The sequence below is a fragment of the Marinobacter azerbaijanicus genome (assembly GCF_030250645.1).
GTDB lineage: Bacteria > Pseudomonadota > Gammaproteobacteria > Pseudomonadales > Oleiphilaceae > Marinobacter > Marinobacter azerbaijanicus.
The window spans coordinates 141,561-168,324 of record NZ_JASSVS010000010.1 but is presented as its reverse complement, the minus strand read 5'-3'; the positions used below and the strand labels follow the sequence as shown (position 1 = coordinate 168,324).

Annotated in this window: 28 protein-coding genes; 9 read left to right on the top strand and 19 right to left on the bottom strand. The window is 57.9% G+C overall.

Annotated elements, in window-relative coordinates:
• Nucleotides 1-138 precede the first annotated feature (138 nt).
• From QPM17_RS17835 to QPM17_RS17815, 5 genes are all read right to left on the bottom strand, one after another.
• A complete protein-coding gene (locus QPM17_RS17835) occupies nucleotides 139-807 on the bottom strand; it encodes an SCO family protein (protein ID WP_285392421.1) in 669 nt (222 codons plus the stop codon).
• A 22-nt stretch (nucleotides 808-829) separates the two neighbouring features.
• Nucleotides 830-1,753 (bottom strand): heme o synthase, encoded by a 924-nt coding sequence (cyoE, locus tag QPM17_RS17830; protein WP_285392419.1) that lies wholly within the window; start codon nucleotides 1,751-1,753, stop codon nucleotides 830-832.
• The gene (locus QPM17_RS17825; RefSeq protein WP_285392433.1) at nucleotides 1,750-2,814 is read right to left on the bottom strand and encodes a COX15/CtaA family protein; all 1,065 of its coding nucleotides are present in this window, start codon (nucleotides 2,812-2,814) and stop codon (nucleotides 1,750-1,752) included. Before QPM17_RS17825 ends, cyoE begins: the two co-directional genes overlap by 4 nt.
• Nucleotides 2,815-2,880: 66 nt before the next feature.
• Nucleotides 2,881-3,534: a hypothetical protein gene (locus QPM17_RS17820; protein WP_285392418.1), complete on the bottom strand. Its 654-nt coding sequence runs from the start codon at nucleotides 3,532-3,534 to the stop codon at nucleotides 2,881-2,883.
• Nucleotides 3,515-4,255, bottom strand: coding sequence for an SURF1 family protein (locus tag QPM17_RS17815; RefSeq protein WP_285392416.1), 741 nt, complete (start codon nucleotides 4,253-4,255; stop codon nucleotides 3,515-3,517). The genes QPM17_RS17820 and QPM17_RS17815 overlap by 20 nt, the downstream gene beginning before the upstream one ends.
• Before the next feature lie 50 nt (nucleotides 4,256-4,305).
• Between QPM17_RS17815 and QPM17_RS17810 the strand changes: the two genes are divergently transcribed.
• A complete protein-coding gene (locus QPM17_RS17810) occupies nucleotides 4,306-4,509 on the top strand; it encodes a twin transmembrane helix small protein (RefSeq protein ID WP_285392414.1) in 204 nt (67 codons plus the stop codon).
• 9 nt (nucleotides 4,510-4,518) lie between these two features.
• Here QPM17_RS17810 and QPM17_RS17805 read toward each other — a convergent pair whose 3' ends face one another.
• From QPM17_RS17805 to coxB, 3 genes are all read right to left on the bottom strand, one after another.
• On the bottom strand, nucleotides 4,519-5,406 hold the full coding sequence (locus QPM17_RS17805; protein WP_285392412.1) for a cytochrome c oxidase subunit 3: 888 nt from the start codon (nucleotides 5,404-5,406) through the stop codon (nucleotides 4,519-4,521).
• Nucleotides 5,407-5,466: 60 nt separating this feature from the next.
• Nucleotides 5,467-7,053, bottom strand: coding sequence for a cytochrome c oxidase subunit I (ctaD, locus tag QPM17_RS17800; RefSeq protein WP_285392410.1), 1,587 nt, complete (start codon nucleotides 7,051-7,053; stop codon nucleotides 5,467-5,469).
• 104 nt (nucleotides 7,054-7,157) lie between these two features.
• Nucleotides 7,158-8,282 (bottom strand): cytochrome c oxidase subunit II, encoded by a 1,125-nt coding sequence (gene coxB, locus QPM17_RS17795; RefSeq protein ID WP_285392408.1) that lies wholly within the window; start codon nucleotides 8,280-8,282, stop codon nucleotides 7,158-7,160.
• Nucleotides 8,283-8,544: 262 nt separating this feature from the next.
• Between coxB and QPM17_RS17790 the strand changes: the two genes are divergently transcribed.
• The 3 genes from QPM17_RS17790 to QPM17_RS17780 all read left to right on the top strand — a co-directional run bounded on the left by QPM17_RS17790 (nucleotide 8,545) and on the right by QPM17_RS17780 (nucleotide 11,124).
• Complete coding sequence (locus QPM17_RS17790; RefSeq protein ID WP_285392430.1) at nucleotides 8,545-9,816, top strand: MATE family efflux transporter; 1,272 nt, start codon at nucleotides 8,545-8,547, stop codon at nucleotides 9,814-9,816.
• A gap of 202 nt (nucleotides 9,817-10,018) precedes the next feature.
• On the top strand, nucleotides 10,019-10,666 hold the full coding sequence (locus tag QPM17_RS17785) for a hypothetical protein (RefSeq protein ID WP_285392406.1): 648 nt from the start codon (nucleotides 10,019-10,021) through the stop codon (nucleotides 10,664-10,666).
• Between the two features lie 71 nt (nucleotides 10,667-10,737).
• Nucleotides 10,738-11,124: a DoxX family protein gene (locus QPM17_RS17780; protein WP_285392404.1), complete on the top strand. Its 387-nt coding sequence runs from the start codon at nucleotides 10,738-10,740 to the stop codon at nucleotides 11,122-11,124.
• Between the two features lie 2 nt (nucleotides 11,125-11,126).
• Here the strand turns inward: QPM17_RS17780 and QPM17_RS17775 are convergent, their stop codons facing one another.
• Nucleotides 11,127-12,926, bottom strand: coding sequence for a sensor domain-containing diguanylate cyclase (locus tag QPM17_RS17775; protein WP_285392402.1), 1,800 nt, complete (start codon nucleotides 12,924-12,926; stop codon nucleotides 11,127-11,129).
• A gap of 172 nt (nucleotides 12,927-13,098) precedes the next feature.
• Here QPM17_RS17775 and QPM17_RS17770 point away from each other — a divergent pair, with 172 nt between their 5' ends.
• Both QPM17_RS17770 and QPM17_RS17765 read left to right on the top strand, forming a co-directional pair.
• Nucleotides 13,099-13,329, top strand: coding sequence for a DUF1653 domain-containing protein (locus QPM17_RS17770; protein WP_285392400.1), 231 nt, complete (start codon nucleotides 13,099-13,101; stop codon nucleotides 13,327-13,329).
• A gap of 112 nt (nucleotides 13,330-13,441) precedes the next feature.
• The gene (locus QPM17_RS17765; protein ID WP_285392398.1) at nucleotides 13,442-14,764 is read left to right on the top strand and encodes a Na+/H+ antiporter family protein; all 1,323 of its coding nucleotides are present in this window, start codon (nucleotides 13,442-13,444) and stop codon (nucleotides 14,762-14,764) included.
• Between the two features lie 378 nt (nucleotides 14,765-15,142).
• Here QPM17_RS17765 and QPM17_RS17760 read toward each other — a convergent pair whose 3' ends face one another.
• Together QPM17_RS17760 and prlC are read right to left on the bottom strand one after the other, a co-directional pair.
• Entirely contained in the window at nucleotides 15,143-15,397 is a 255-nt protein-coding gene (locus QPM17_RS17760) for a YheV family putative zinc ribbon protein (protein WP_285392397.1), read from the bottom strand.
• Between the two features lie 134 nt (nucleotides 15,398-15,531).
• Nucleotides 15,532-17,577, bottom strand: a complete 2,046-nt coding sequence (prlC, locus tag QPM17_RS17755) for an oligopeptidase A (RefSeq protein ID WP_285392395.1) — start codon at nucleotides 17,575-17,577, stop codon at nucleotides 15,532-15,534.
• 205 nt (nucleotides 17,578-17,782) lie between these two features.
• Between prlC and QPM17_RS17750 the strand changes: the two genes are divergently transcribed.
• Nucleotides 17,783-18,319: a gamma carbonic anhydrase family protein gene (locus tag QPM17_RS17750; RefSeq protein ID WP_285392393.1), complete on the top strand. Its 537-nt coding sequence runs from the start codon at nucleotides 17,783-17,785 to the stop codon at nucleotides 18,317-18,319.
• 172 nt (nucleotides 18,320-18,491) lie between these two features.
• Entirely contained in the window at nucleotides 18,492-18,947 is a 456-nt protein-coding gene (locus QPM17_RS17745) for an Hsp20/alpha crystallin family protein (RefSeq protein ID WP_285392391.1), read from the top strand.
• Nucleotides 18,948-18,979: 32 nt separating this feature from the next.
• Here the strand turns inward: QPM17_RS17745 and QPM17_RS17740 are convergent, their stop codons facing one another.
• From QPM17_RS17740 to QPM17_RS17705, 8 genes are all read right to left on the bottom strand, one after another.
• The gene (locus QPM17_RS17740; protein WP_285392390.1) at nucleotides 18,980-19,297 is read right to left on the bottom strand and encodes a PA4642 family protein; all 318 of its coding nucleotides are present in this window, start codon (nucleotides 19,295-19,297) and stop codon (nucleotides 18,980-18,982) included.
• A gap of 125 nt (nucleotides 19,298-19,422) precedes the next feature.
• Nucleotides 19,423-20,256, bottom strand: coding sequence for a flagellar motor protein MotB (locus tag QPM17_RS17735; RefSeq protein WP_285392388.1), 834 nt, complete (start codon nucleotides 20,254-20,256; stop codon nucleotides 19,423-19,425).
• 3 nt (nucleotides 20,257-20,259) lie between these two features.
• Nucleotides 20,260-21,033, bottom strand: coding sequence for a motility protein A (locus QPM17_RS17730; RefSeq protein WP_285392387.1), 774 nt, complete (start codon nucleotides 21,031-21,033; stop codon nucleotides 20,260-20,262).
• Between the two features lie 75 nt (nucleotides 21,034-21,108).
• Nucleotides 21,109-21,936 carry a shikimate dehydrogenase gene (aroE, locus tag QPM17_RS17725; RefSeq protein ID WP_285392385.1) on the bottom strand — a complete coding sequence of 276 codons (828 nt, stop codon included), beginning with the start codon at nucleotides 21,934-21,936 and terminating at the stop codon, nucleotides 21,109-21,111.
• A complete protein-coding gene (gene hemF / locus QPM17_RS17720; RefSeq protein WP_285392384.1) occupies nucleotides 21,929-22,855 on the bottom strand; it encodes an oxygen-dependent coproporphyrinogen oxidase in 927 nt (308 codons plus the stop codon). Before hemF ends, aroE begins: the two co-directional genes overlap by 8 nt.
• Nucleotides 22,856-22,863: 8 nt before the next feature.
• On the bottom strand, nucleotides 22,864-23,439 hold the full coding sequence (tsaC, locus tag QPM17_RS17715) for an L-threonylcarbamoyladenylate synthase type 1 TsaC (protein ID WP_285392382.1): 576 nt from the start codon (nucleotides 23,437-23,439) through the stop codon (nucleotides 22,864-22,866).
• 26 nt (nucleotides 23,440-23,465) lie between these two features.
• Entirely contained in the window at nucleotides 23,466-24,644 is a 1,179-nt protein-coding gene (dprA, locus tag QPM17_RS17710; RefSeq protein ID WP_285392380.1) for a DNA-processing protein DprA, read from the bottom strand.
• A gap of 149 nt (nucleotides 24,645-24,793) precedes the next feature.
• Entirely contained in the window at nucleotides 24,794-25,810 is a 1,017-nt protein-coding gene (locus QPM17_RS17705) for a LysM peptidoglycan-binding domain-containing protein (RefSeq protein WP_285392378.1), read from the bottom strand.
• A 374-nt stretch (nucleotides 25,811-26,184) separates the two neighbouring features.
• Here QPM17_RS17705 and def point away from each other — a divergent pair, with 374 nt between their 5' ends.
• Nucleotides 26,185-26,688, top strand: a complete 504-nt coding sequence (def, locus tag QPM17_RS17700; protein ID WP_285392376.1) for a peptide deformylase — start codon at nucleotides 26,185-26,187, stop codon at nucleotides 26,686-26,688.
• Nucleotides 26,689-26,764 lie beyond the last annotated feature (76 nt).

Here is a 26,764-nt window from a genome sequence, read left to right as displayed (position 1 = left end):
TGGTTGTGGGGTGGGTTGGGGGGGGTTGGTTGGGATGGCGTTGCGTGGGTTGGCGGCCCCCCCCCCCCACCCCCCCCCCCCCCCCCCCCCCCCCCCCCCCCCCCCCCCCACTCCTGCACCGACACCATCAGTCCTGGATCAGGACCGCGAAGCCCGAGGATGGTTGGCGCGGGTCCACTCGTAGATCTCGCGGTAGGCCTCCACCAGCTCTTCCGGATTATGAGGTGGCTGTAGCACAGCGGTCATTTCGCCTTCCGGGTTTATCAGGGCAAAGTGGCCACTGTGGTTTACCATCAACTCACCCTCCACTTCCTGGTGACTGAAGGCAGCATTGAGGCTTTTTGCCAGCTGTCTCAGGGTTTCCAGATCACCCGTGTAGCCATGGAAGTTTTCGCCAAAGAAGCCCACATAATCCCGCAGCCGCTCGGGCGTATCGTGCTCGGGGTCAGCGGTAATAAGCAGGAATTCGGGCTGGGGCAGGTCTTCCGACAGCAGGTTGTCAGTCCGGCGCAGGTTCGCCATGGCGGCAGGGCAGATATCCGGGCAGTTGGTGTAGCCCACAAAGGCGAAGGTCCATTTTCCCTTCAGACTTTCCCGGGTAACGGTTTCGCCCTCTTCGTTGACCAGTTCGAACTCGGCAAGCTCACGGCCCTGGTCATACACGTAGACATTGATTTCACTGAGCTCCGGGGCCGGAGAGGGTTCTTCGTTTCCCACCAGCAAAACCTGTCGTCCGACCACCAGACCGAAGATCAGCACTACCACCAGCAGCAGGATGATCAGCGTCAGGCGAATCGAACGGTCCATGAAGTCTCCGGTTAATCAGCAATCAGAAAAAGACAAAATGATCGACAAGCAACACCACAAAGAGCGCCATCAGGTACGTGATGGAATATTTGAAGGTATTCAGTGCTACCCGGCGATCGTCACCCCTGAGGAGGCGCACGGCATATTGCAGGAAGCGCAGGCCAAGCACCAGTGCACCCACCAGATAGATCAGCCCGGACATCCCGGTAACGAATGGCAGCAGGCTGACCGCCAGCAACATCAGGGTATACAGCAGGATATGCAGTTCGGTGTACTTGTTGCCGTGGGTGACCGGCAGCATTGGTATCCCCGCCTTGGCGTATTCTTCCTTGCGGTGAATGGCCAGGGCCCAGAAATGCGGTGGTGTCCAGGCGAAAATGATCAGCACCAGCAGGAGGCCGTGTCCTTCAACCTGCCCGGTAACCGCTGTCCAGCCAAGTAGCGGGGGCATGGCGCCAGCCAGGCCGCCAATGACGATATTCTGGGGCGTCATGCGCTTGAGAAACAGAGTGTAGACGCCGGCATAGCCGACCAGTGACGCCAACGTTAGCCAGGCTGTAAGAGCATTTACCTGCCATACCAGAACGACCATGCCCGACGTCGCCAGCACAGTCGCAAACATCAACGCATCAAGGGGAGAAATTTTACCGGTGGCAACAGGCCGCTTGCGGGTACGGGCCATGACGGTATCAATCTTCTGGTCAACCACATGATTGACCACGGCAGCAGCACCCGCCAGCAGGGCAATACCGACGTTGCCATAGAGAAGAACCTCCCAGCCCGGCACGCCGGGGGTGGCCAGCAACATGCCGATGACCGAGGTGAGGATCATCATCGCCACTACCTTGGGCTTGGTCAGCTCCAGGAAGTCCTGCCAGGAAATACTTGCGGACTCGGGTCCGCTGGTCGTGCCCTGCGCCGGCAGTGCCTCAACACGCTCGCTCATGCCGTCACCTCTCGTTCAATTGTTGTTGTATGTGTTGCGTCCGCTGGCTGCGGTAAGTCCTGCTGGTGGAAGCGCCAGAGCAGGTTAATCACGGTCAGCAGTAACCCGGCACCCATGGCATTGTGCGCCACTGCCACCGACAGCGGAATATGAAAAATCACGTTCGCCAGACCCAGCGCAATCTGTGCCGCCAGGACTATCGCAACAAGCTGCACGTGCCGCGCCATGGGCGAGTGCTTTGTTCTGCGCCACAGTAATGCCAGAAATACCGTGAAATACGCAAGTAATATCATGGCGCCCAGGCGATGGGTAACGTGGATGGCAACCCGACCATCCGCGGTCAGCTGTCCCCCCAGGTAATTAGGGCCCACGTGCTGGGTTACGTCAAAACCGTGTGCAAAATCCATATCGGCGGGCCACCATTCGCCCTGACAGGTGGGCAGGTCAGTGCAGGCAACCGCCGCGTAATTGGCTGCCGTCCAGGCACCCAGCGCTATCTGCATCACAACCAGCACGAGCCCCCCGTATAGCCAGGGCCGGAAACGGTTCTTTCCCTCAGGCGCTGCCTGTGGACGCCCAGCTGCATCCCGTTGTTGCTTACCCCGTAATCGCAGTGTCAGCAGGGCCAGCAGACTCAGTGTTGTAAAACCTCCCAACAGGTGCAGCGCAACCACCTGTGGCCAGAGCTTCAGGGTCACCGTCCACATACCGAACGCACCCTGCAGCATAATGAAGACTGCGATGAAAAGAGACAACCGAAAAGGCAGTCCTTCCCTGCGATGGCGGAAGGCGAACGCCGCCAGGCCAAAGACAACCAGGCCCAGTATCCCGGCAGCGTAACGATGAATCATCTCCGGCCAGCCCTTCTCGACATCCACGGGAGTCTCAGGAAACCGGGCATTGGCAATGGCCATCCGGGCCTCGTCCTGGGGTACGGTCAGAAACCCATAACAGCCGGGCCAGTCGGGGCAACCCAGGCCAGCATCCACCAGCCGGGTCCACGCGCCCAGCATAATAACCACGACTGCCAACAGGCTTGCCAACAGAGACCAGCGCGCCATAGTGCGGGCGTGCCGGGATGAATTGGTATGGACGTCATTCAACGCGGGATCTCCCGGCAAAAACGATTAACCGATCTGCGACAGTTTCAGCAGGTGTTTGAGGTCTTTCAGCATATCCTTGCCACTATGCTCGATGCCATAGTGCAGGATGACGTTGCCAAAAGGGTCTACCAGCAGAATTCGGGGCTCCTGGTCGGGATTGATGCCCGCTGGCCATTGTGGGGATTCACCACCGGAAATACTCAGACGCTCCATAGAGCGGTATTCGTCATTCCAGCGCGCAGACAGATCCTCTGAAACAGAGCCCAGCCACGCCGACCGATTGACCCGGTTGGCATTCTTGCCAAGGGCGATATTGACCTGGCGGGCGCGGTACAGGAGCTCTTCACAACTGGCCCCACAGTCGCCGGACACCACCATCATCATCCATTCCGGATCGGTGGCCTCGGGGCCAAAACGATCAGCAAGGGGTTTGCCGTTGGCCCCTTCCAGCTGCATCTGGCCCAGGGGTGCCGGCGGCTGTATCAGTTCGCCATTATTGCTGTGGCCGCTCGGGTTCAGCCAACCGGTGTAGTACATGATCGTGGCAAATATCATCGGGCCAAAGCCGATGGCAAAGAGCAACACTGCCGTTCGCCTGCCGCGACGGACCTGCTCGGGAGAAACTGCATCTTCTTCCTGGTTGTTCTGGTCCATTTTCTCAGCCGTTGTCATTGTCATCGTTGGCTCCTGTCTTGCGATAGCTCGCTACCACCGTCAATATAACCAGTGCTGCGGCCAGTGAAAACCATTGCAGGGCATATCCGTAATGGGTTTGTGGACCCATCCTGTCCGGAGCCCAGTCAGCACGGTAGGCGCCGGGTTGCTCGGGACCCGAAAGCCTGATTACCAAGCCGGCTACGTTTTCCTGAACCTTCTGCGCCTGCGAGTGCGACAGGGACTGCATCCGTTTGGGCCACCCTCCCTTCTCAGGCGCCACGCTCTTGAGTACCGGAGGTTCGGGGAACTCATTCAGTCGGCCTTCAATACGGAGCCTGCCGTCAGGCCTGCTGATATCAGGCAATTCGTCCCGCCGCCGGGGGGCCTGAAGCCAGCCACGGTTCACAACCACGGGGCTGCCCCGCTCGGGAAGAAATACGGTGAGCACCTCGTAGCCAGGCACGCCGTCACGTGTACGGTTGTCGAGAAGCCACGAAACATCGGTGTACCGGCCTGTCACTGTTACCGGCTGGCCCGCCGCGAGCCCTGCAACCTGCTGCTCTGCCCAGCTCAGATCATTCGCCTGCTGTTGCCACTGCTCAAGCTGTGCCTGCTTCTCCCCGGCGCGCTCCAGCTGCCATAGCCCCAGCCCAATGAGAACGGGCAGGAAGAAGCCGGCAAAGACTGCCAGGCGCCAGTCGAGGTGCCAGTGGCGGCGTGAATGACCAGCCGGATCAGACATGCTCTGCTATAGTGGGCCCTGAACAAACATTCCCGTTTACAGGATTTCTCATGCTGAAGATTCTCATCGTTGTACTCATGCTGGCGGTTCTGGTAAGCCTGTTCAGCGGACTGTTCTTCCTGATCCGGGATGGCGGGAAAACGAACCGAGCCCTGAATTCCCTGGCACTGCGGGTTGCGCTGAGCGTTTTGCTTCTGGCTGTCATCCTGATTTCGCTGTGGCAAGGGGGCCTGACACTGAACCCGACCCCCTGACAGGTTTCGTCAGATTACATAGACGAAGACGAACAGCCCGAGCCAGACCACATCCACAAAGTGCCAATACCACGCCGAGGCTTCAAACCCGAAGTGGTTGTCCCCCGTGAAGTGCCCCTTATGTATGCGAATCAGCATGATCGTAAGCATCAGGGTACCCAATATCACGTGGGCACCGTGGAAGCCCGTCAGCATAAAGAAAGTACTGCCGTAGATGCCTGACTCAAGGGTCAGATTCAGATCCTGGTAGGCATGAACGTATTCGTACCCCTGAACGCAGACGAAAATCAGCGCCAGTGCAATGGTGGCAGTAAGCCAGGTCTTGACCTTTTTGCGGTTATCTTCCTTCAACGCATGATGGGCAACGGTGACGGTGAACGATGAGGTAACCAGCAGAATGGTGTTGATCAGCGGCAGGCCCCAGGGGCCGATAGTTCCTTCCGGTGGCGGGTAGGCCTCAGGGTTGGGCGTATTAATTAGCGGCCAGGTGGCCTGAAAGCCTTCCCACAACATATTGGAACTGCCACGATCGCCCTCACCCCCAAGCCAGGGCAGTGCAAAGACCCGGGTATAGAACAGGGCACCGAAAAAGGCGGCGAAAAACATCACTTCCGAAAAGATGAACCAGCTCATCCCCCAGCGAAAAGAGCGATCCATCTGTGGGCTGTAGAGTCCCGACCGACTCTCCTTGATAACAGCACCGAACCAACCGAACAGCATATAGGTCATTATCACGGCGCCAATGATGAACATCACCCAGGAGGCGGTGGTGCTTTCACCCTGATTGCTGTTCACCATGATAGAGGCAGTACCGTATAGGGTGACCCCCAGGCCGACAGTGGCCACAATCGGCCACTTGCTCTGTTCTGGAACGTAATACGTCTGGTTTTCCGCCATGACAGTCTCCGATGGCTTATCCGTTATCGTTTGTTGTTGTGGTTGCCATTCAGCCCCGGTTTACTTCACCTCCGGTGGCGTGGCGAAAGTGTGATAGGGCGCTGGAGAAGGCACTGTCCACTCAAGGCCCTCGGCACCGTCCCATGGCTTGGCAGACGCCTTTTCACCGCCCCTCACGCACTTGACCACAATCACCAGGAACAGGATCTGGGTGGCGCCGAACATGAAGGCACCAATGCTGGACACCATGTTGAAGTCTGCAAACTGCAGTGCGTAGTCCGGAATACGTCTCGGCATACCCGCCAGCCCAAGGAAGTGCATCGGGAAAAATGCCAGGTTCATACCGACAAACGACAGCCAGAAATGGGTCTTGGCCAGGGTTTCGTCATACATGTGGCCAGTCCACTTGGGCAACCAGAAGTAGGCCGAAGCAAAGATGCCGAAGATGGCTCCCGGTACCAGTACATAGTGGAAGTGGGCAACCACGAAGTAGGTGTCATGGTACTGGAAGTCAGCCGGCGCAATAGCCAGCATCAGGCCGGAGAAGCCGCCGATGGTGAACAGGATGACGAAGGCCACCGCGAACAGCATCGGCGCCTCGAACGTCAGTGAGCCACGGAACATGGTGGCTACCCAGTTGAACACCTTCACCCCGGTGGGGACCGCAATCAGCATGGTGGCATACATGAAGAACAGCTGGCCGGCGATGGGAATACCAACGGTAAACATGTGGTGGGCCCAGACCACGAACGACAGCAGGGCAATGGCGCCCACCGCGTAAACCATGGAGGCATAGCCAAACAGCCGCTTGCGGGAGAACGCCGGAATGATATGGGAGACCGCGCCAAAGGCCGGCAGGATCATGATGTACACCTCGGGGTGTCCGAAGAACCAGAACACATGCTGGAACAGTACCGGGTCACCGCCGCCGGAGGCATCGAAGAAGCTGGTGCCGAAGTTGATGTCCATCAGCATCATGGTGACCACGCCCGCGAGAACCGGCATAACCGCAATCAGCAGGAAAGCGGTGATCAGCCAGGTCCAGACGAACAGGGGCATTTTCATCAGGGTCATACCCGGCGCCCGCATATTGAGGATGGTGGCAATGACGTTGATGGCACCCATGATCGACGACACACCCATGATGTGAACGGCAAAGATGAAGAAGGTGGTGCTTGGCGGGCCGTAAGTGGTCGACAGCGGCGCGTAGAAGGTCCAGCCGAAGTTTGGCGCACCGCCCTCCATGAACAGGGTGGACACCAGGATCAGGAAAGCGCAGGGCAGGAGCCAGAAACTCCAGTTATTCATCCGCGGCAACGCCATGTCCGGGGCGCCCACCATCAGCGGTATCATCCAGTTGGCGAGGCCGACAAACGCCGGCATAACCGCACCGAACACCATGATCAGACCATGCATGGTGGTCATCTGGTTAAAGAATTCCGGCTCTACAATCTGCAGGCCGGGCTGAAACAGCTCGGCCCGGATAACCATGGCCATGGCCCCGCCAAGCAGGAACATGGTGAAGCTGAATATCAGGTACATGGACCCGATATCCTTGTGATTGGTCGTCAACAACCACCGTGTAATGCCCTTGGCAGGGCCGTGGTGATGATCGTCCTGGGCGTGGGTACCTGCAACCGCACTCATGAAAAACCCCCGTTACCGCCTTGTTGTTCTGGCTGGTGATGTCATTAATCTGGCGAAAGTTGACGGGGCGGCATGAAAACATGCGTTCTTTGCCGCCCGGTTAATCATTCCTGGTTCTTGTACTCGAACACTTCCTTCGGCGTAATCATCTCACCGGTATTGTTACCCCAGGCGTTCCGCTCATAGGTAATAACAGCAGCCAGATCCACCTCACTGAGCTGGTCGCCGAAGGCCTGCATCGCGGTTCCGGAGACACCGTTCACAACCACGTCCAGGTGAGCGTCCATATCTTCCAGGGCAATCTGGCTTCCCTTGAGTGCCGGGAATGCTGGTGGCGCACCGCTACCATCTGCCTGGTGACAGGAAGCGCAAGCAGTGGCGTAGGCCTTCTCGCCACGCTCCATCAACTCTTCCATCGTCCAGTCTTTCTGGGTCAGTTCCCGCTCACGCTGGGCCGCTTCCTTCTGCTCGGCCACCCAGGCATCGTATTCGTCCTGCGGTACGGCCTTGACCACCACGGGCATGAAGCCATGGTCCTTGCCGCACAGCTCTGTGCACTGACCGCGGTAGATGCCCGGCTCATCGACACGGGTCCAGGTTTCGTTAATAAATCCGGGGATCGCATCTTTCTTGATGCCGAAGGCCGGCACCCACCAGGAGTGGATAACGTCATTGGCTGTCAGCAACAGGCGGACCTTGGCACCGACCGGAACAACCATCGGGTTGTCCACATCCAGCAGGTAGTTTTCACTCTTGCGGGTCCGGTTGTAGATCTCGTCCTTGCTGGTGGACATGGTGGAGAAATAGCCGAACTCTTCATCAATGTAGTCGTATTTCCAGCGCCACTGGTACCCGGTGACCTTGATATCGATATCGGCTTCGGTGGTGTCGTACATGTCAACAAGAGTGGCCGTGGCCGGAATGGCCATCACCACCAGGATAATCAGGGGAATGATGGTCCACAGAATCTCGACCAGCGTATTCTCGTGGAAATTAGCCGGTTTTCGGCCGGGAGATTTGCGGTGAGCAAATATTGACCAGAACATAACCCCAAAGACCACAATGCCGATGACGACACAGATCCAGAGAATGGTCATGTGAAGGCTGAAAATATCGTTACTGGTACCGGTGACCCCGGGACTCATGTTCAGCGTCCAGTCCGCCATGGACAGCGCTGGCGCCATAAGTCCGCCCAACAGGACACCTGCCCGCTTAGCGTGCACGCGCATAATACTGTGTCTCCACAGAGTGTTATTCTTGTCGGATTTTGCGTCCAATCCCTCTGTTCCGGACAGTGCTCGCACACACTATTCGAGTCAGAGTGGAAGTCTGCTATGGATATTTCACGAACAAGTATAGACACAGATCAAAAAAATGCGAAAGTCCGAGTAGGCATTAATCAAGGAAAAAGGGAACTTTTTAATCTCAGTGAAATCATCCCCGCAACTCGCCACCATCGATCGCCGGCTCTGGGCACTGGCATGGCCGCTGATGCTCACAAACCTCACCGTCCCGCTTCTTGGACTGGTGGACACCGCCGTGCTTGGTCATCTCGACACGCCGGAATACCTGGGCGCCGTCGCCATAGGCGCAAACCTGTTCAGCATCCTGTACTGGACCTTCGGATTCATGCGCATGGGTACCACCGGCCTCGCCGCCCAGGCCTGGGGAAAGCGGGATGAATTCGCGCAGATCGCGCTGTTGTTGCGCTCCGTCCTTCTGGCCTCCGGAATCGGCCTGTTACTGATCCTGTTCCACCAGCCCCTGATCAGGCTGGGGCTACACCTGATGAACCCCAGCGAACGTGTTGCCGCCCTGGCAGCGGAATATGCCAGCATCCGTATCTGGAGCGCTCCCGCCGTGCTCTGCCAGTATACCCTGGTGGGATGGCTGATCGGCACCCAGTTGCCCAAGGGACCGATGGTCATGCTGATCGTGGCGAACGGGCTCAATATCGTTCTGGACATATTTTTTGTCACCGGTCTTGGCTGGAACAGTCGTGGCGTAGCCATGGCCACCGTGCTGGCGGAATATTCCGCAGCAGCCATAGGTTTCCGCATGGTGCTGGCGCGTATGCCGGCCGGCCAGGGCTTCACCCGGGCATTATTCGGCCAGCTTGAGGACTACCTGAAAATACTGCGGGTAAACCGATACATCATGGTGCGCACCATTGCCCTGCTTCTGGTGCTGGCCTTCTTCACGGCCCAGGGAGCCCGACAGGGCGACACCATCCTGGCCGCCAACGCGGTTCTGATAACCTTCCTGCTGGTAATATCCAACGGGCTCGACGGCTTCGCCAATGCCGCTGAGGCGCTCATCGGCGAAGCGGTGGGAAAAAAAAGCCGGAGCCAGTTCCGCAATGTATTCCGGGTGGCCTTCCGATGGTCACTTTGGGGCTCCATGTTGTTCACGATCGCGTTCGTCCTCGGCGGGCGGTTCCTCATCAGCCTGCTGACGAGCATCGATGAAGTACGCACGACCGCCTGGATCTATCTGCCCTGGCTTTGGATGCTCCCGCTGGCTTCGGTGTGGGGTTTTCTGCTGGACGGGGTGTTTATTGGCGCCACCCGCACCCGGGACATGCAGAACACCATGCTGTTCTCGGCGCTGGCGGTATTTCTACCGGTCTGGTGGCTTACCACGGAATGGGGTAACCACGGGCTGTGGTTTTCGCTGATCTGTCTGATGCTGTCGCGGGCGGCCTCCATGGGCTGGCTGTTCATGAATCATTCGCGGCATGATCGCTGGTTTTCGGAACAATAACCCTTTGTTGGCCGCTGACCGCATCAAACTGCGTCAGCTTTTAATGTGGACACCATCGCAGCCCTCCAAATCTCGTCTACACTTGTGAAAAAGGCAGGCATGTTGCGGTAGCCAGCCGCTTCCCAATGCCTCTGATGACCCCATGCGTACAACGGGAGGCGCCTTGCGACCCCATTCCGTTCAGAAACCGGCAACTCCTGAAATGACACCAAAGGTAGTTCTCGACATCATTGACCAGGCACGCAGGCAGGAAGCCCGTTCCGGCACCTTTCTCGAGCAGATGCGGGAAAGGGCGTCGTGCTTGCCTGCGACCATCACAATTGATGGTTACCAGCCGGCAACCTGCCTGTTCCAGTTTGCCATTGAGTACATCGAAATGGCGCCCAGACTGATCGAGTGTGTCGAAGCCTGCGCCAGAGAAGCCGGCAAGGCCGAGCTGTTCGAACCCTTCGTGGCGGCGGCCATTGGCTATTTCACCCGGCCATCGATTCTTCTGGTCCGTTACGATGGCCTGGACGGTCTGCTTATCCGGGCCTACCTCTGCCATCGTCTGCTGGAGGAGATGTGTGAGAACAACCGCTCCACCCGGGCCAGCGAACTGGTGGATGTGGAGGCAACACGAGCCAACCTGCTGGCACACCAGCTGATCGGTGAACCTTTCGCCAATGAACTGGACCATTCCATTACCGTAACCATGTTGCAGATTGCGGGCACACCGGATTACTACGAACTGAATCTCGATCCGTTCGTGGAACAGACCAGGAACGCTGCCTGGGACTGGATGAAACACTATTGGGAAAATCTGCTGGTGCGCAATCACATACGCCTGTCCCTGGGCGCTGGCCTGTAACTTCCTGCCCGGCCAAAAAACGTTTAGGCTTGCCCGCTGATTCACAATCCTTACCAGACGGGAGATAGACGTTGCTCGAGAACGCGGACCTTGGAAAGCTGATTGTTCGACTGGCCCTTGGCGGCCTGCTGCTGTTTCACGGCATTGCCAAGCTGTTCCATGGCATTGGCTTTATCGAGGGCCAACTGGCCAGCCATGGTATTCCCGCGTTTTTTGCCTGGGGGGTGTTCATTGGCGAGTTACTGGCGCCGCTGATGGTGATCCTGGGCTACCAGACCCGTATTGGCGCCCTGCTGATTGCCTTCAACATGCTGGTGGCCATTGCCCTGGTGCATAGTCACGAGCTGATGGCCCTGGGTAACAATGGTGGATGGGCACTGGAACTGCAGGGCTTCTTCCTGTTTATTGCAATCGCCGTTATTTTTCTCGGGCCGGGCCGCTACAAGCTGAAGAACTGACATCAGGTACCGGTAATCCCCCGGCTTCCGCTGCCTCTGTACACCATCACCTGATTACGGCCGGCGTCTTTCGCCGCGTAGAGGGCCTCATCAGCCTGACCTATGAGTTCTGCAGGGCGGCTCCCGGGGGCCGGAATAATCGTCGCGACACCGACGCTGACGGACAGGGGCACCGGGCTGCTGGGGTCACCCACATGAACCGGCGTTGCAGCGACCGCCACACGCAGTCGTTCTGCCACACTGACGGCCCCATGCTCCGGCGTGGCCGGCAGCAGCACGCTGAACTCCTCGCCACCGTATCGCGCCAGCAAATCCCCTGATCGCTGTATTTCATCGGCGCAGACCCGAGCAATGCTGACCAGGCAATCGTCGCCTGCCAGGTGGCCAAGCTCATCGTTGACTCGCTTGAAATGATCAATATCCATCAGTATCAGACTGAGAGGGTGGCCCTGTCTCAGGGCACGGTTCCACTCGGTTTCCAGTTTCTCGTCGAACCGACGACGGTTGGCCACCTGGGTCAGTCCGTCAGTGATGGAGACAGCCTTTAGCTGTTCATTAACCTGTTCCAGCTCTTCCGTACGCTCCTGAACCCGCACCTCCAGGGTCTGGTTGGCCTGGCGCTGGACTTCCAGGGCATGCTCCTGGGCCTCAATCCGGCGTTGTCGCTCAAGATTCATGCGATAGGCGAGGGCGAAAGACAACAGGACAACTTCCAGTGCAACACCGATCTGGGGCGCCACCTCGGTCAGACTGTTGGTGGGAATCAGGCCCATTTTGCTGAGAGCCATTACCAGGTGGCCCAGCAGCAGTGGCGTCCATGCGACAACGTAGAAGCCGGCCAGCACCTGCCCCCGATACCAGACCACAAGGCCTATCAACCAGGTAAGCGGGGTAACGACGGCCGCGACCACACTGATGACCGCCGTGGCGCTCTGATAACTGCCAAACAGGCCATAGATAAAACAGCCAGCGCTGAGCACCACGACCAGCTGCAGCAGCCGGTGGGAGACCGGGCTGTATCGTCGTACCGCCAGAAAGCTCAGCGTGAACATGGCAGCGAAAAAGATATTGGCAGAGATGGCCGGTGCCGTGAAATAGCGGTTCAGGATCGGGATGTCCGGCCACAACCACTGGAACACCAGGCCGCTGAAATTGAGCAACACCAGCGCCGAGGCAACAACGGTGAGCACATACCACAGGTAGGCCGGATGGCGGACCATCACGAAAAGAAACAGGTTGTACAGGGCCATGGAGATCATGATCCCGAGGAACAGCGCCTGCCAGCCGTAATCAAGCTGTTCGCCCGCGAGGAAGTCCGCCGACGCAATGACCCGCACCGGTATCTGCACTGAACCCTCGCTGCGAACGCGGATATAGGCGGTGGCGGGCTCGGTATTGGAGGGCACCAGGAAGACAAAATTACGGTGGTGGATCGGGCGTGAACTGAACACACGGCGGTCACCGGTGGCGTAATCTTCTACCCGCTCTCCACCCACAAACCAGTAGAGCCGGACGTCGTCCAGCAGGGGATAGCCAATCTCCAGCACTCGGTTGAAAGGATCTGGAGGCACCTCTACCCGGAGCCAGAAACTGCTGTCGCTGAAGCCAAAGTTAAGGGTTTCATCGCTGGCCTTCCGCTGCCATTGCGATTCAGGCAATGCCCGGATATCCTCGATTCCCGCCTCCGATTCCGGGGCTTCGAGCCAGGCAACAGCAGTACTTTGCGCAAGTGTCTGGGCAGGCAGCAGTAGCAGCGCCAGCAGCAGTAACCGCACAAATTGGCAGGCAACAGTAGATCTCATAGTGGCCGTTTTACCCGGAACCGAAGAATTAAACTAAACTGACGAAGCCAGTAGTCAGACCTGGTGCTTCCGTGCGGTCAATCACTACAAGTCTAGTCCTTTGCACGGACGGCGTCCGCCCTGCAGCCCTGCACAAACACGTAGCCATGCACTACGTGCGGAGAAGCATACAATGACCGACAAGAAACCGGAAATCCGCCCCGGACGTTATCGCCACTACAAAGGCATGGATTACGACGTCCTCGGGGTGGCCCGCCACAGCGAAACCGAAGAGCAGATGGTGGTCTATCGCTGCCTCTATGGCGACTACAGCCTGTGGGTCAGACCCCTGGCCATGTTCCGCGAAACCGTGGAAGTAGCCGGCGAACAGGTACCCCGCTTTGTTTACGTGGGTAACGAATAACGGTAATCACGGTTTTGACTGCAGCGACTGTTTCCTGCACATTAGCGCGCTTTCCTGAACCGCACCCTGCCTCAGGGCGCTGAAAGCCATTGCTGACATCCCGGAGTTTGCCATGAATGCCGTTGTTGCTGCGGTAGGTATCATGCTCGTCCTGAGTTTATGCCGTATCCATGTTGTAGTTGCCCTTATCATCGGCGCCGTTGCCGGCGGCCTGATCAGCGGCCTGTCCCTGGACGCCACCATCGCCGCGTTTAACGAAGGCCTTGGGGGCGGCGCCACCGTCGCCCTGTCCTACGCCACGCTTGGCGCGTTCGCCGTTGCCATTGGCAAATCCGGCCTCGCCCATGCCCTGGCCGACAAGGCCCTGGGCCTGGTAGGCAGGCAGGATGAAGGCAAGGCGGCCGGCGGCATCCGCCTGCTGATTGTCGGCCTGCTGCTGGCCATCGCCATGTCGTCCCAGAACATCCTGCCGATCCACATCGCCTTCATCCCGCTGGTGGTGCCGCCGTTACTGTATGTGATGGCAAAACTGAATATGGACCGCCGTCTGGTGGCCTGTGTGCTGACCTTTGGTCTGATCACCCCCTATATGTTCCTGCCCGTGGGCTTTGGCGCCATCTACCTGAATGAAATCCTGCTGGCGAATGTAGGGGAGAACGGAATCGACGCCACCGGCCTCAACGTCATGTCCGCCATGGCGCTGCCAGCCCTGGGCATGCTCTGCGGCCTGCTGGTGGCGGTCTTCTTCAGCTATCGCGGCGAGCGCCACTACAAACTGGATGCCATTGCCCGCACCGAACGGGTGGATGTGAAATACAACGGCGGCACCTTATTCATGGCCCTGATCGCCATTGTGACGGCGTTTGTGGTCCAGCTGTGGCTGGGCTCGATGATTCTGGGCGCGCTGGCGGGGTTCGTATTGTTCAACCTGTCTGGCGTGGTGAAATGGAAAGAGGCCGATGACCTGTTCACCGAAGGCATGAAAATGCTGGCGATGATCGGCTTCATCATGATCGCCGCCTCCGGCTTTGCGGAAGTGATGCGCGAAACCGGCGAAATCGCCACCCTGGTGGAAAGCTCCGTCGGAACCATCGGCGACAACAAGGCCCTGGCAGCGTTACTGATGCTGGTCGTGGGCCTGCTGATCACCATGGGTATCGGCTCGTCGTTCTCCACCATCCCCATCATCGCTGCCCTGTACGTGCCCCTGGCCCTGGAGTTGGGCTTCAGCCCACTGGCCATCGTGGCCCTGGTGGGTACCGCCGGCGCCCTGGGCGACGCCGGCTCCCCGGCCTCCGACTCCACCCTCGGCCCCACCGCCGGCCTCAACGTCGATGGCCAGCACAATCACATCTGGGATACGGTGGTGCCTACGTTCCTGCACTACAACCTTCCCCTGTTGGGCTTTGGCTGGGTGGCGGCTATGGTTCTTTAAGCTTGGGAGTTGGCCTTCTTGTAGCCTGACTGTTGTGGGGCTGGGAGGTCGCAGGGGTACCCTTTCTTCTGGGAAAAAGAACTCGCTTCGCTCAAACACCTTTTTCCCGCCATAAAGGGTACCCCCACACCCTCCCGGCTGGACTGAACAGTTATCGCCCCGTGACAGGTTATCTGGCACGTGGCATTGCTATAGAGTTCTTTGTTTGCGAATCGCTCCAAAGCGATATTGCCCTGGTGCTGTCGTGAGGGGGTAGGGGGATTTTTCCCGCCAGAAATGGGTGTCTGAGCGAAGCGAGTTCCATTTCCAAGGGAAAAACTCCCCCTGCCCCCTCGCAGCCCTCAAACAATCAGGCTACGGACACAAAGCACAGGACCCTCAGTCCTCCTCGCCAGACTTGAAAAACACCACCTGTTTGACCGTATGGTCATCCTCGTTGCTGCGTTTATTGACGCGGGTTTCCAGCTCAGGGTTGGCCGGGGGCTCCGGGGTATCAGACATCGCGTCCGTGAAACCGCAGGCCACGCATTCGCGGACCTGTTCATCTTCATCAGTGGTGAACATCATAATTTTGTCCATCTCCGCACAGCGGGGGCAGACAGCACCGGCGATGAAGCGTTTTGGGGTTGGCATGAAATGCTCCGAATTCTGTTGCGGTTGTCGGATTACGGCTTCGCCTAATCCGACCTACGAAAGGCTCAAGTTCACAGTAGGTCGGATTAATTAGGCCGCAGGCCGTAATCCGACAAATCCTGTTCCGGTTCTAATCACGCAGCCTCATCCGTAATACCGCTCTGTTTCAACAACGCATTCACCTCTGGCTCACGACCACGGAATGCCTTGAAAAGTTCCATCGGTTCCTGGGAGCCGCCTTTTTCAAGGATGTTGTGCAGGAACGCCTTGCCGGTTTCCGGATCGAAAATGCCCCTTTCCTCAAACAGTGAGAAGGCATCCGCTGCCAGTACCTCCGCCCACTTGTAGCTGTAATAGCCTGCCGCATAGCCGCCCGAGAAGATGTGGGAAAAGCTGTTCGGGAAACGGTTGAATTCCGGTGCTTCCACCACGGCAATTTCGCTGCGTACCTTGCGATGCATGTCCAGCGGGTTCGTGGGCGCTTCCGGGGTAAATTCAGCGTGCAGGCGGAAGTCGAACAGGGAGAACTCCAGTTGCCTGACCATGGCCATGCCGGACTGGAAATTTTTGGCCGCCAACATTTTCTGCAGCAGATCCTCTGGCAACGGCTCGCCGGTTTCATAGTGAGAGGCGATCAGCGCCAATGACTCCGGGTTCCAGCACCAGTTTTCCAGGAACTGGGACGGCAGTTCCACGGCATCCCACGCGACACCATTGATTCCGGATACGTCCAGCACGTCTACCTGCGTCAGCATGTGATGCAGGCCATGACCGAACTCATGGAACAGGGTGGTGACTTCGTCGTGGGTCAGCAGTGACGGTTTGCCGTTTACCGGAGGCGTGAAGTTACAGGTCAGGAAGGCCACCGGCAGCTGTAGCTCGCCGCGCAGGTTGCGCCAGCGTACCCGGCAATCGGCCATCCAGGCGCCACCGCGTTTACCCTGACGCGCATACAGGTCGAAATAGAACCAGGCCAGGGGGTCGCCGTTACGGCTGATGCAATAGGCCGTGACATCCGGGTGCCAGGTTTCCACGTCGGGTTTGGCTTCAATCTGCACGTCGAACAGTTTCTCGGCAACGGCAAACAGGCCGGGCACCACCTTGTTGACGGGGAACCAGGGGCGCAGGGTTTCTGGTGAGATATCGTAGCGCTGCTGACGCAATTTTTCGCTGAAGTAACCGACGTCCCAGGCTTGCAGGTCTTCAACACCATGGATGTCTTTGGCGAACGCTTTCAGATCGGCAAATTCCCGCTCGGCCATGGGTTTGGACTTGGCCGCCAGCTGATTCAGAAAATCCAGAACCTCATCGACGCTGCGGGCCATCTTGGTGGCAAGGGAACGCTCGGCGTAATTGTTGAAACCGAGCAACTGCGCCATGGCATGGCGGCGTTTGAGAATTTCCGCCATTACCGGTGTATTGTCCCAGGTTCCTGCATCCGGGCCCATGTCCGAAGCCCGGGTGACAAACGCCTCGTAGACTTCCCGGCGCAGGTCACGGTTATCGCAGTAGGTCATCACCGGGTAGAAGCTGGGGAAATCCAGGGTGATCACGTAGCCATCAAGATCCTTCTGCTGCGCTGCCTGCTTCGCGCCCTCCAGGGCAGTTTCCGGAACACCCGCCAGCTCTTCCACGTTGGTGATGTGCTTGAACCAGTGCTGGGTGGCATCCAGAACATTATCACTGAAGCGGTTGGACAGCTCCGATAGCTCCATGGACAGATTGGCGTACTGCTCTTTTTTCTCCTGGGGCAGGTCGACACCCCCAAGGTGGAAATCACGCAGAGTATTGTCCACCGACTTGCGCTGGGCTTCGCTCAGCTCCTTGTATTCATCGCTTGCTGCCAGCTTCTTGTAGGCTTCGCAGAGCTCCGAATTCTGGCTCAGCTCGGTGCTGTATTCGGTGAGCTTTTCCAGGCAGCTCTTGTACACCTTGCGCAGCTCATCATTGTTCATCACACCGTTGAGATGGGAAATAACGGACCAGGCTCTTTCCAGGCGATCTTCGGTTGCCTGCATCGGTTGCGCAAGGGTTTCCCAGGTGGGCTCGTCCTGCTGCGCTATTTGCGAGATTTTCACGCGGTTTTCGCTGAGAATCTGGTCAATTGCCGGTTCCATGTGCTCGGTGCGAACATGGTCAAACTTGGGCAACAGGTCGTCGGTCAGTAACGGGTTGTTCATAAGTCCCCTTCTCAGCCATTAATTTGTCAGGTAGCTTCGAGTGCTACACTTCGGGGTTAGGCACCTGTGGGGAGGCCTTTCCAAAACACGCTCAAGCACATCCATGTGACGCTTGAGCTCCGCCATCCATGGCTCCGCACAGTTTTGGAAAGGCCTCCCCACAGGTGCCCCGAGCCTCCGGGTAAACGCTACACAGGTATATGTAATGTCGAATGTACGAACACACAAGGGTAACACGCCACAATTTGGAGAACGCGCCTGGATTGATCCTACGGCACTGGTGATCGGGGATGTCCGGACAGGTAACGACGTTTCTATCTGGCCAATGACCGTGGTGCGAGGGGACATGCACAAGATCCGCATCGGCGACCGCTGCAGTGTCCAGGACGGGTCTGTGTTGCACATCACCCACGCCAGCGATTTCAACCCCGGAGGCTGGCCACTGATTATTGGCGATGATGTCACCATTGGCCACAAGGCGCTGCTGCATGGCTGCACGGTAGGCAACCGTGTTCTGGTGGGCATGGGCTGCATCATCATGGATGGCGCTGTGGTGGAAGACGAAGTCATCGTCGCCGCCGGGTGCCTGGTACCGCCGGGCAAGACACTGGAATCCGGATACCTGTATGTTGGCTCTCCCTGCCGCCAGGCGAGGGCACTGACGGACGAGGAGAAGAGCTTCTTTCGTTATACGGCGTCCAACTACGTCAAGCTCAAGGACGAGTACCTGAAAGAACATTGACCCGAGTCAACATTTCTGGCAGAGCACCCATTGAAAACTGAACACTCGATACTACATTCTGGAATAGTAGAAGTTCACGGATAACCATCCGGGTGGCGCCACCGGTATGGAGCTGTTCCGCGAGCGAAGTTGACATCAATGTGTAATTTCAGATTCGTAGGAGGAGTTTCGTATGGCTAACATAACCCGCTGGAATCCAGTCAGTGAATTTGATGACCTGATGAACCGTTACAACCGGCTGTTCGGCCTGACCCGCGGCAATGGTGAACGGGAAGGAAAAGACCTGTTCAGCCGCAGCGACTGGGCCCCCGCAGTGGACATCAAGGAAACCCCGGAGGCCTACAACATCGAGGCAGAACTGCCGGGCATGTCAAAGGATGACGTGAAAGTCACTGTCCAGGATGGCGTGCTGAGCATTCAGGGTGAACGCAAGCACGAGGAAGAAACCGATGACAAGAAGCATCACCGCATTGAGCGGGTCTACGGTAGCTTCCTGCGCCGGTTTACCCTGCCAGAGAACGTGGACGAAAACAGCATCAAGGCCAACTTCAAGGATGGTGTTCTGTCCTTGACACTGACCAAGGCCGAACCGGCTGTGCCCAAGGCTATCGAGGTAGACGTTCAGTAATTCGGCAGTCCATAGAAGGTAGAAGCCGGGCCTCAGGTCCCGGCGTCTGCCGTTGTTTTTGCTCCCGCCTTTTTCAGAATATCCGCATAGGCCGTACTGCGCCGATGCCGGGACACCACATCCAGAATGGTGTCACCGTGTTCGTCCACGGCATTCAGATCCCGCCCGGCTTCCACGAAGAACCCAACGAAACGCTCGAAGTCTTCAGCAATCATTGCCTGGTACGCCTTGATCAGGGCATTGAAGTCGGCGTTGATGCGGCTATCGTAAGGCGTAATCGCCAGAAAACTCTTTACCCGCTCGTCACTCCATTCCTCGCCAATCACTTTTGGCTTGTCTGGTCCGCTCATAGTCTCTCTCTGACTTCGTTGTATCGGCAAATGTATTCACTTCGGGCCGCACAGTATAAAGATCTGAACGCGTTGGAGTTATATGAATTGACTATGAGCAGCTTCCTGACAAGCATAAGGCGCTGTTATGGCATGATTTCCACCGGCAGTTCGCCGGTGTCCACGCTGTCATCACACTCCGGATCCCGGATAGCAATCTCAACCCGCCGATTCCTGGCGCGGTTTTCCTCGCTGTCGTTGGGTGCCAGCGGATTCGTTTCCGCCCGACCTGCCGCCACAACCCTTTCTGCCGGCACCTGCCGATTCAGCACCAGTTCGTGGACCACTGAAACCGCGCGCGCGGCGGACAGGTCCCAGTTGGAGCGGTAGCGGCCACTGGATATGGGTCGGTCGTCGGTGTAACCAGACACCAGTACGTCACCGGTGCAGCCGGAAAGAACATCCACCACCCGCTCTATGATCGGGATCATCTCCGGCTTGATGGTGGCATCACCGGAACGGAATGTGGCTTCCTCGGAAAAGCGTATGACCACCTGATTTTCATCGTAGTTGACACTCAGCGCCTCCGAAGCCACCTCGGCCTCCAGCTCCTCGATCATCCGGCTGGCCAGTTCAATCACACCGGGAGGGATTCTGGTTGGCGCGCCCGCTTCAGCGCGCTCATCAATGAATTCGGGCTCGCTGGAAGATGTGTCCATGGGCTCGGGTAGCGACACGGTATCAGACTCAATCAGGGTCAGGGGAGAGCCGCCGATATCGTCCCCAAGCACCTGACTGCTGCCAAAGGCAACTGCCATGGAGTTCGCCATGGCGCGGTATTTTTCGATATCCATTTCCGCAAAGGACAGCAGCAGGATAAAGAACGTCAGCAGCAGGGTGGCCAGGTCGGCAAAAGTGACAATCCAGGCGGGGGAACCCCGCCCGTGTTTTTTCTTTCTGACTGGATGGCGCACGATCAAAATCTACGCCTCCCGCTCCGGCGCGAGGTCAGTGCGCTGTTCTGGCGTCACAAAGGAGGACAGCAGCTCGGTCATTACCCGCGGGTTTTCTCCGCGCATGATGTTGCGTATGGACGTGGTGATCAGCATCTGGTTGCGGGCCTCGTCTTCAGCCTTGAGCTGCAGCTTGTCCGCCAGGGGCAGGGCAATGAGCTGGGCGATGAAGGCGCCGTAAAGCGTGGTCAGCAGTGCAATTGCCATGGCCGGGCCGATGGAGGCAGGGTCATCAAGGGTGTTGAGCATCTGCACCAGTCCCACCAGTGTGCCCAGCATGCCGATGGCCGGGGCGGATTCACCGATACCACGGAAAACCCGCTCGGCCACTTCATAGCGTTCAGCCGTCTGCTGGGTTTCCTGGGCCAGCGCCTCTTCGACCAGCTCCGGCGGGTGTCCGTCGACACACAGGTTGATGGCTTTGCGCAGGAAGTCGTTATTGGTGGAGTGATTCTCCAGGCCCAGAATCCCCTCCTTGCGCACCACCAGTGCCAGTGTGCCCACCTCCCGGATCAGTTCCGCGGGTCGCTCCACCCTGTCGGTGAATGCAGCCGCAAAGGCCAGCCGGAACGCGCTCATAACCGAGGGCAGGCGGAACTTGATAAGGGTGACGGCGAAGGTGCCGCCCAGCACGATCGCCAGACCGGGCAGGTTGAAAAAGGTAAGAATCGACGCATTGGCCAGCATTGCGAGCAAAACAATCAGAACGCCTGCCACCAGCCCCACAAGGGTGAGAATATCCATCAGAGACCTTTAGTCAGAAACCTTTCGGGAATCTTGTACACCTTGCTGAGCATAGCCCATGCGCCCGGCCTGAGCTCAGTCGTTTCGTAATTCGTCGATCACAGGGCGCGTTTCCGGGCTGACGCCACGCCATATCCGAAACGACTCAGCCGCCTGCTCCACCAGCATGCCCAGACCATCAAATACCAATGTGGCTCCCTGGTCCAATGCCCACTGATTGAATGTCGTGGTCTGCAGAGAATACATCATGTCATAGACCACCGTGCCGGCACCGATCACATTTGCCGAAATCGGGGGTAGATCCCCCTTCAGGCTGGCACTGGTGCCATTAATGATGACGTCAAACGGCTCCGTGAGCTGCTCGAATCCACACGCCTCCAGTCGGGTCTGCTCTGCGACTGGTTCAAACAGGGCGAGCAGGGCCTCGGCTTTGGCAACCGTGCGATTGGCGATGACCACGGACAACGGCTTCTCCGCCAATAAGGGCCCCAGTACACCACGCACCGCACCGCCCGCACCCAATACCAGGATGTTTCTGCCTGCCAGCGTGACACAGTGGTTTTCAGTCAGGTCTGTCACCAGGCCCTTACCATCTGTGTTATCTGCGGTGAGCAGGCCCTCACTGCTCATGTAAAGGGTGTTGGCAGCGCCAGCCAGTTCTGCCCGCTCAGTGCGCTGGTCCGCCAGTTTCCAGGCCTGTTCCTTGAAGGGCACAGTGACGTTCAGTCCCTTGCCGCCACGCTGGAAAAAACCGGTTACGGCATCGGCAAAGCCGTCTTCGGGCGCCTGAATGGCCGTGTACTCCAACTGCTCGCCGGTCTGACTGGCAAACAGGCTATGGATTCGAGGGGACTTACTGTGACTGATGGGATTGCCCACCACGGCGTAAAGATCATTATTCATCGGAAGTCTCCAACCAGTCCCGCCCGGTAAGGAAATACTCGGTCAGCCGCGCCTCTTCCGTGCCCGGTTCCGGGACGTAGCTGTATTCCCAACGCACCAGCGGGGGTAATGACATCAGGATCGATTCGGTACGGCCTCCGGACTGCAGGCCAAAAAGAGTGCCACGGTCATATACCAGGTTGAACTCCACGTAGCGACCCCGGCGATAGAGCTGAAACTCCCGCTCGCGTTCACTCCAGACAATGCCCCTGCGGCGACGAACAATAGGCTCATAAGCCTCAATGAAGCTGTCGCCTACGGATTGCATCAAGGCAAAATCGCGGCCGAAATCCCCGGTGTTATGGTCATCAAAAAACAGCCCACCCACGCCCCGGGGTTCGTCCCGATGCTTGAGGTAGAAGTAGTTGTCACACCACCGTTTATACTCCGGATAGGTCTGTTCGCCAAAAGGATCGCAGGCGGACTTCGCTACCTTGTGCCAGTGCACGCAGTCCTCGTCAAACCCGTAATAGGGCGTAAGATCATAACCGCCGCCGAACCAGTACACAGGCTCGGCATTCTCTGGCGTTGCCACGAAAAACCGCACGTTGGCATGGGATGTCGGCACATAGGGATTAAGCGGATGCATCACCAGGGACACCCCCATGGCCTGCCAGGGCGCGCCCGCCAGGTGGGGCCTGTGCGCCGTGGCGGACGCTGGCATGGTATCGCCCATTACGTGGGAGAAGTTCACCCCGCCCTTCTCGAACACGGCGCCCTCGGTCATTACCCGGCTGATTCCGCCGCCGCCCTCGGGACGGTCCCAGGCGTCGGTTTCGAAGCTGCCTTTGCCATCAACCACCGCCAGCCGCTGGCAGATCTGTTCCTGTAGCCCCAGTAGGTATTGTTTAACGGCATTGCTGTCCGGTTGCTGAGGCATAGGATCTCCTAACGCAGTTGTTGTCCGCTGACGATATCGATGATGCGGCTGGGCTGACGATTACCGCCCAACTCTCCCGGCACCAGCCAGTCCAGTTGCCCCTCAAAATACCGGCGCACCTGCCACGAGGTACGGGCCGGCTGACGACCGGCAGGATTGCAGGAGGTGGACACCAGGGGGAAGCCGACGGCCTCGCATAGTGCCCGCACTACCGGGTGGTCACTGACACGGACTGCAATGGAACTGTGGCGACCCCTGACCTGATCCGGGATCTGCTTCAGGACATCCGGTAGCAGGCAGGTCACCGGGCCGGGCCAGCAGGCCGTCGCTTTCTCCTGAAGCTCTTTTGGCAACGGCTCCAGCAGGAACCGTACCTGATCAACAGAGGCTGCCACAAGAATCACCCCCTTCTCGACCGGGCGCTGCTTGAGCTCAAGAATCCGCTCAACGGCCTCCCCGTTCCAGGGGTCGCAGCCAAGGCCCCACACCGCTTCCGTGGGGTAGGCAATAACGCCTCCACCAAGAATGGTACGGCGGGCGCAATGAAGGTGCCAGTCAGACAGAGGTTGCTGTGGTTTTTTCATGGAATCGTCAGGCCACTGGAATCAGTTCAGGCAATCCGCTGAAACCCTCCGGGTGCAGCATCCACCAGCCCCTGGAGTTCCAGAAGCAGCAGTGACTGCATCAACTGGTCAGCGGGAAGACCGGTCACTGAACATAAATCATCGGTCGATTTCGGATCATACCCTAAAGCCTCCAGAACCGCGATTTCCCGGGAGTCCAGCCCTGCCATCACCCGATCAACCGGGTTCTTCCCCGGTTGCATGTCGTGTTCTCTGGCCTGATGCTGACTGCTCCACCAATCCCCCAGCTCCTCACAGATATCATCCACGGTTTCCACCAGCTTGGCCCCCTGGCGGATCAGGTCATGACAACCACGGGCCAGGGGATTGTGTACCGAGCCGGGAATAGCAAAAACCTCCCGCCCCTGTTCGAGAGCCAGGCGGGCGGTAATCAGTGAGCCGCTTTTCAAACCGGCTTCTACCACCAGAATGCCGCGGCTAAGGCCACTGATAATCCGGTTACGGCGAGGGAAATGACCCGCCCTGGCCGGGGTGCCAGGCGGATATTCAGAGACAATCACACCATCACAGGCAATTCGCTGGCTGAGTGTGCGGTGGCGATAGGGATAGGGCCGGTCGACGCCGTTACCAATGACTGCCACTGTTGGATAACCTGCATCCAGCGCCCCGGCGTGGGCAGCACCATCCACACCAAGGGCAAGACCGCTGGTTACCAGCAGACCGTTCCTGCCCAGTGCAGCCGCAAAAGCACGGGCATGTTCCAGCCCGGCCCGGGTGGCATTGCGGCTGCCAACGATGCCAATCTGTTCCCGGGCCAACAGGGCACGGTCACCACGCAGATACAACACCAGTGGTGGATCCTGGATATGCTTCAGGGGATCAGGGTAGTCCGCCTCCGCCATGGTCAGGATATCGGTGCCGGTATTGAGGCACTTCCTGTGGATGGTGATCGCAGTGTCAACAACCGGATGGGCGGTGTCCTGGCGGCGCCAGGCCTCCAGCGCATCAATGGTTTCCGTCGCCAGCCCCAGAGCTTTCAGGGTCGCGGCATTACTGGTCATTAACCCCTGAAAGTCAGGGAATTGCTCAATGATGGCCTGCTGATGGCGGGCACCGAATTTTGGCAGACAGGACAGCAATATCCAGAATCCGGTGTCCGACTGAAACAGGTCAGGGCCTGATAGGGCAACAATAGATGAGGGCATGACATCCTTCCGTGGATCAGGTGTTGACGACTGGCCCCGCCTTCCTGGCCGGACGCGCCTGAATTATGCCACAAAAAAGGGAGCCGGCGATGCGGCTCCCTTTTTTTTCAACGCTATCTCAAACTCGTATTACGTGACCTGCCTGCCCCTCAGGGGTTGGTCACCTTGTCACCCACCGACAGCGGGCGTGTGGCCTGAAGAATCAGGCCGTAGCTCATCTTCTCGTAGGTCTGGAATACCATCATCAGCCCGGCACGCTCGGAAGGCAGCTCGATGGTTTCGTTGGTGACCGGGTCCCGCACCAGGTTGCCGCTCTTGAGCACAGCCATGACGTTGCCAGCCTTGAGTCCTTCGCGCTCACCCCGGTTAATGGCAACCACGTCAAACTGGCCGATCTGGCTGACACCACCATCAACCGAAATCATCTGTGCTTCGATCTCGGTATCCGGCGAACTGGGCACGAAACTGGTGTTTATACGACGCTCTTCACCTACCAGCAGACGGTCACCGATGCGAACTTCCTCACTGGACTGTTTCAGGCGAAGAGTGAGTACGTCACCATTTTCAGCCGTGACTTCGCCACGGGCGATACTGCGAGCTTCCAGGCCCAGGAACTCACCGGTTTCGGGATCCCGGAACTCTTTGCTACGGCGGAAAACGCCAAGATTATTCGCCGGCTTTTCACCACGGGCATAGATACGGTCGCCCGCGCCGGTAATAATGCGACCATCTTCGCCTTCCAGCACGTAAGGTGCTCCGTTGAGCTCCTCAACACTGACAATGCGGGTATCGGTGAGGAAACTGCCGATCGCATCCAGCGGTATGGCGGGAATCGGTGTATCAATGGGCTCGGAACGTACCTTTGGCGACAGTTTCACCGTGCGATCACTGGAAACCTTGGTTACCCGGGGTTTGCCATCAATATACACAAGCGCCAGCTCGTCGCCCGGATAAATCAGGTGGGGGTTCTGAACCTGTGGGTTCACATGCCAGATTTCCGGCCAGTACCAGGGGTTATTCAGAAACCGTGCGGAAATATCCCACAGGGTGTCACCCTTCACGACAGTGTAACGCTCGGGATGATCGGACCTCAGGTCCGGGGCAGCCTGGGCCACGGAGGTTAGCAGCAGCATGCTTGCTGCCAGAGCGTACAGCAGTTTCCTCATTGTTTAAGTCCTTGATCGCGTGCCTTGAATCAATAGATTCTGTTCTTGGTATGCAGCCGGTAATCTGCCTTTTATACCACTACTATAGAAGATGTCTCGCAAATTGTGATGTTATCTTTTGTTCTTCCAGTAAATTCTACGTTACGGTCAAAAGTTTTTAACTATCAACTGATCAGTTTGTACTCAATGAGCGAGTTGAGGGATAATAGCACTGTAAACGGCGACAACCCGTTGAAACCCGCTCTTTCATCCCGATCATAATAGTCACGGGATGAAAAAATGCGCAGTACGCTGTCGCATTTAGGAGACAGTATTCACACCGTTACAAAAGATAACGGTGAAAGCCAGATTCAGAGACCAAAAGTACGAGCGCCATGATACTAGACATTCTCGAATACCCGGATCCCCGCTTGCGCACGGTTGCCAAGCCAGTGGATGAGGTGACCGACGAGACCCGCAAGCTGATCGACGACATGTTTGAGACCATGTACGATGCGCCCGGCATTGGCCTCGCGGCCACTCAGGTCAATGTGCACAAGCAGATCATCGTGATGGACCTGTCCGAGGACAGAAGCGAGCCGCGGGTGTTTATCAATCCGGAAGTGGAAGTGCTCGACGGTGAACTCGAAGAGATGCAGGAAGGCTGCCTCTCTGTGCCGGGTTTCTATGAAGACGTTTCGCGGATTGAGCATTGCATGATCAGGGCCATCGACCGGGACGGCAAACCGTTCGAACTGGAAGCCCGCGGCCTGCTGGCGGTATGTATCCAGCACGAGATGGACCATCTCAATGGCAAGCTGTTTGTGGACTACCTGAGTTCCCTCAAGCGCACCCGGATTCGCAAGAAGCTCGAAAAGCTTCACAAGAAAAGCGCCTGACACTGCCAGGAAAGAAAGCATGAACCAGGACCGGGTACAAACCCGGTCTTTTCGTATTCAACGAAACAGAGACCGA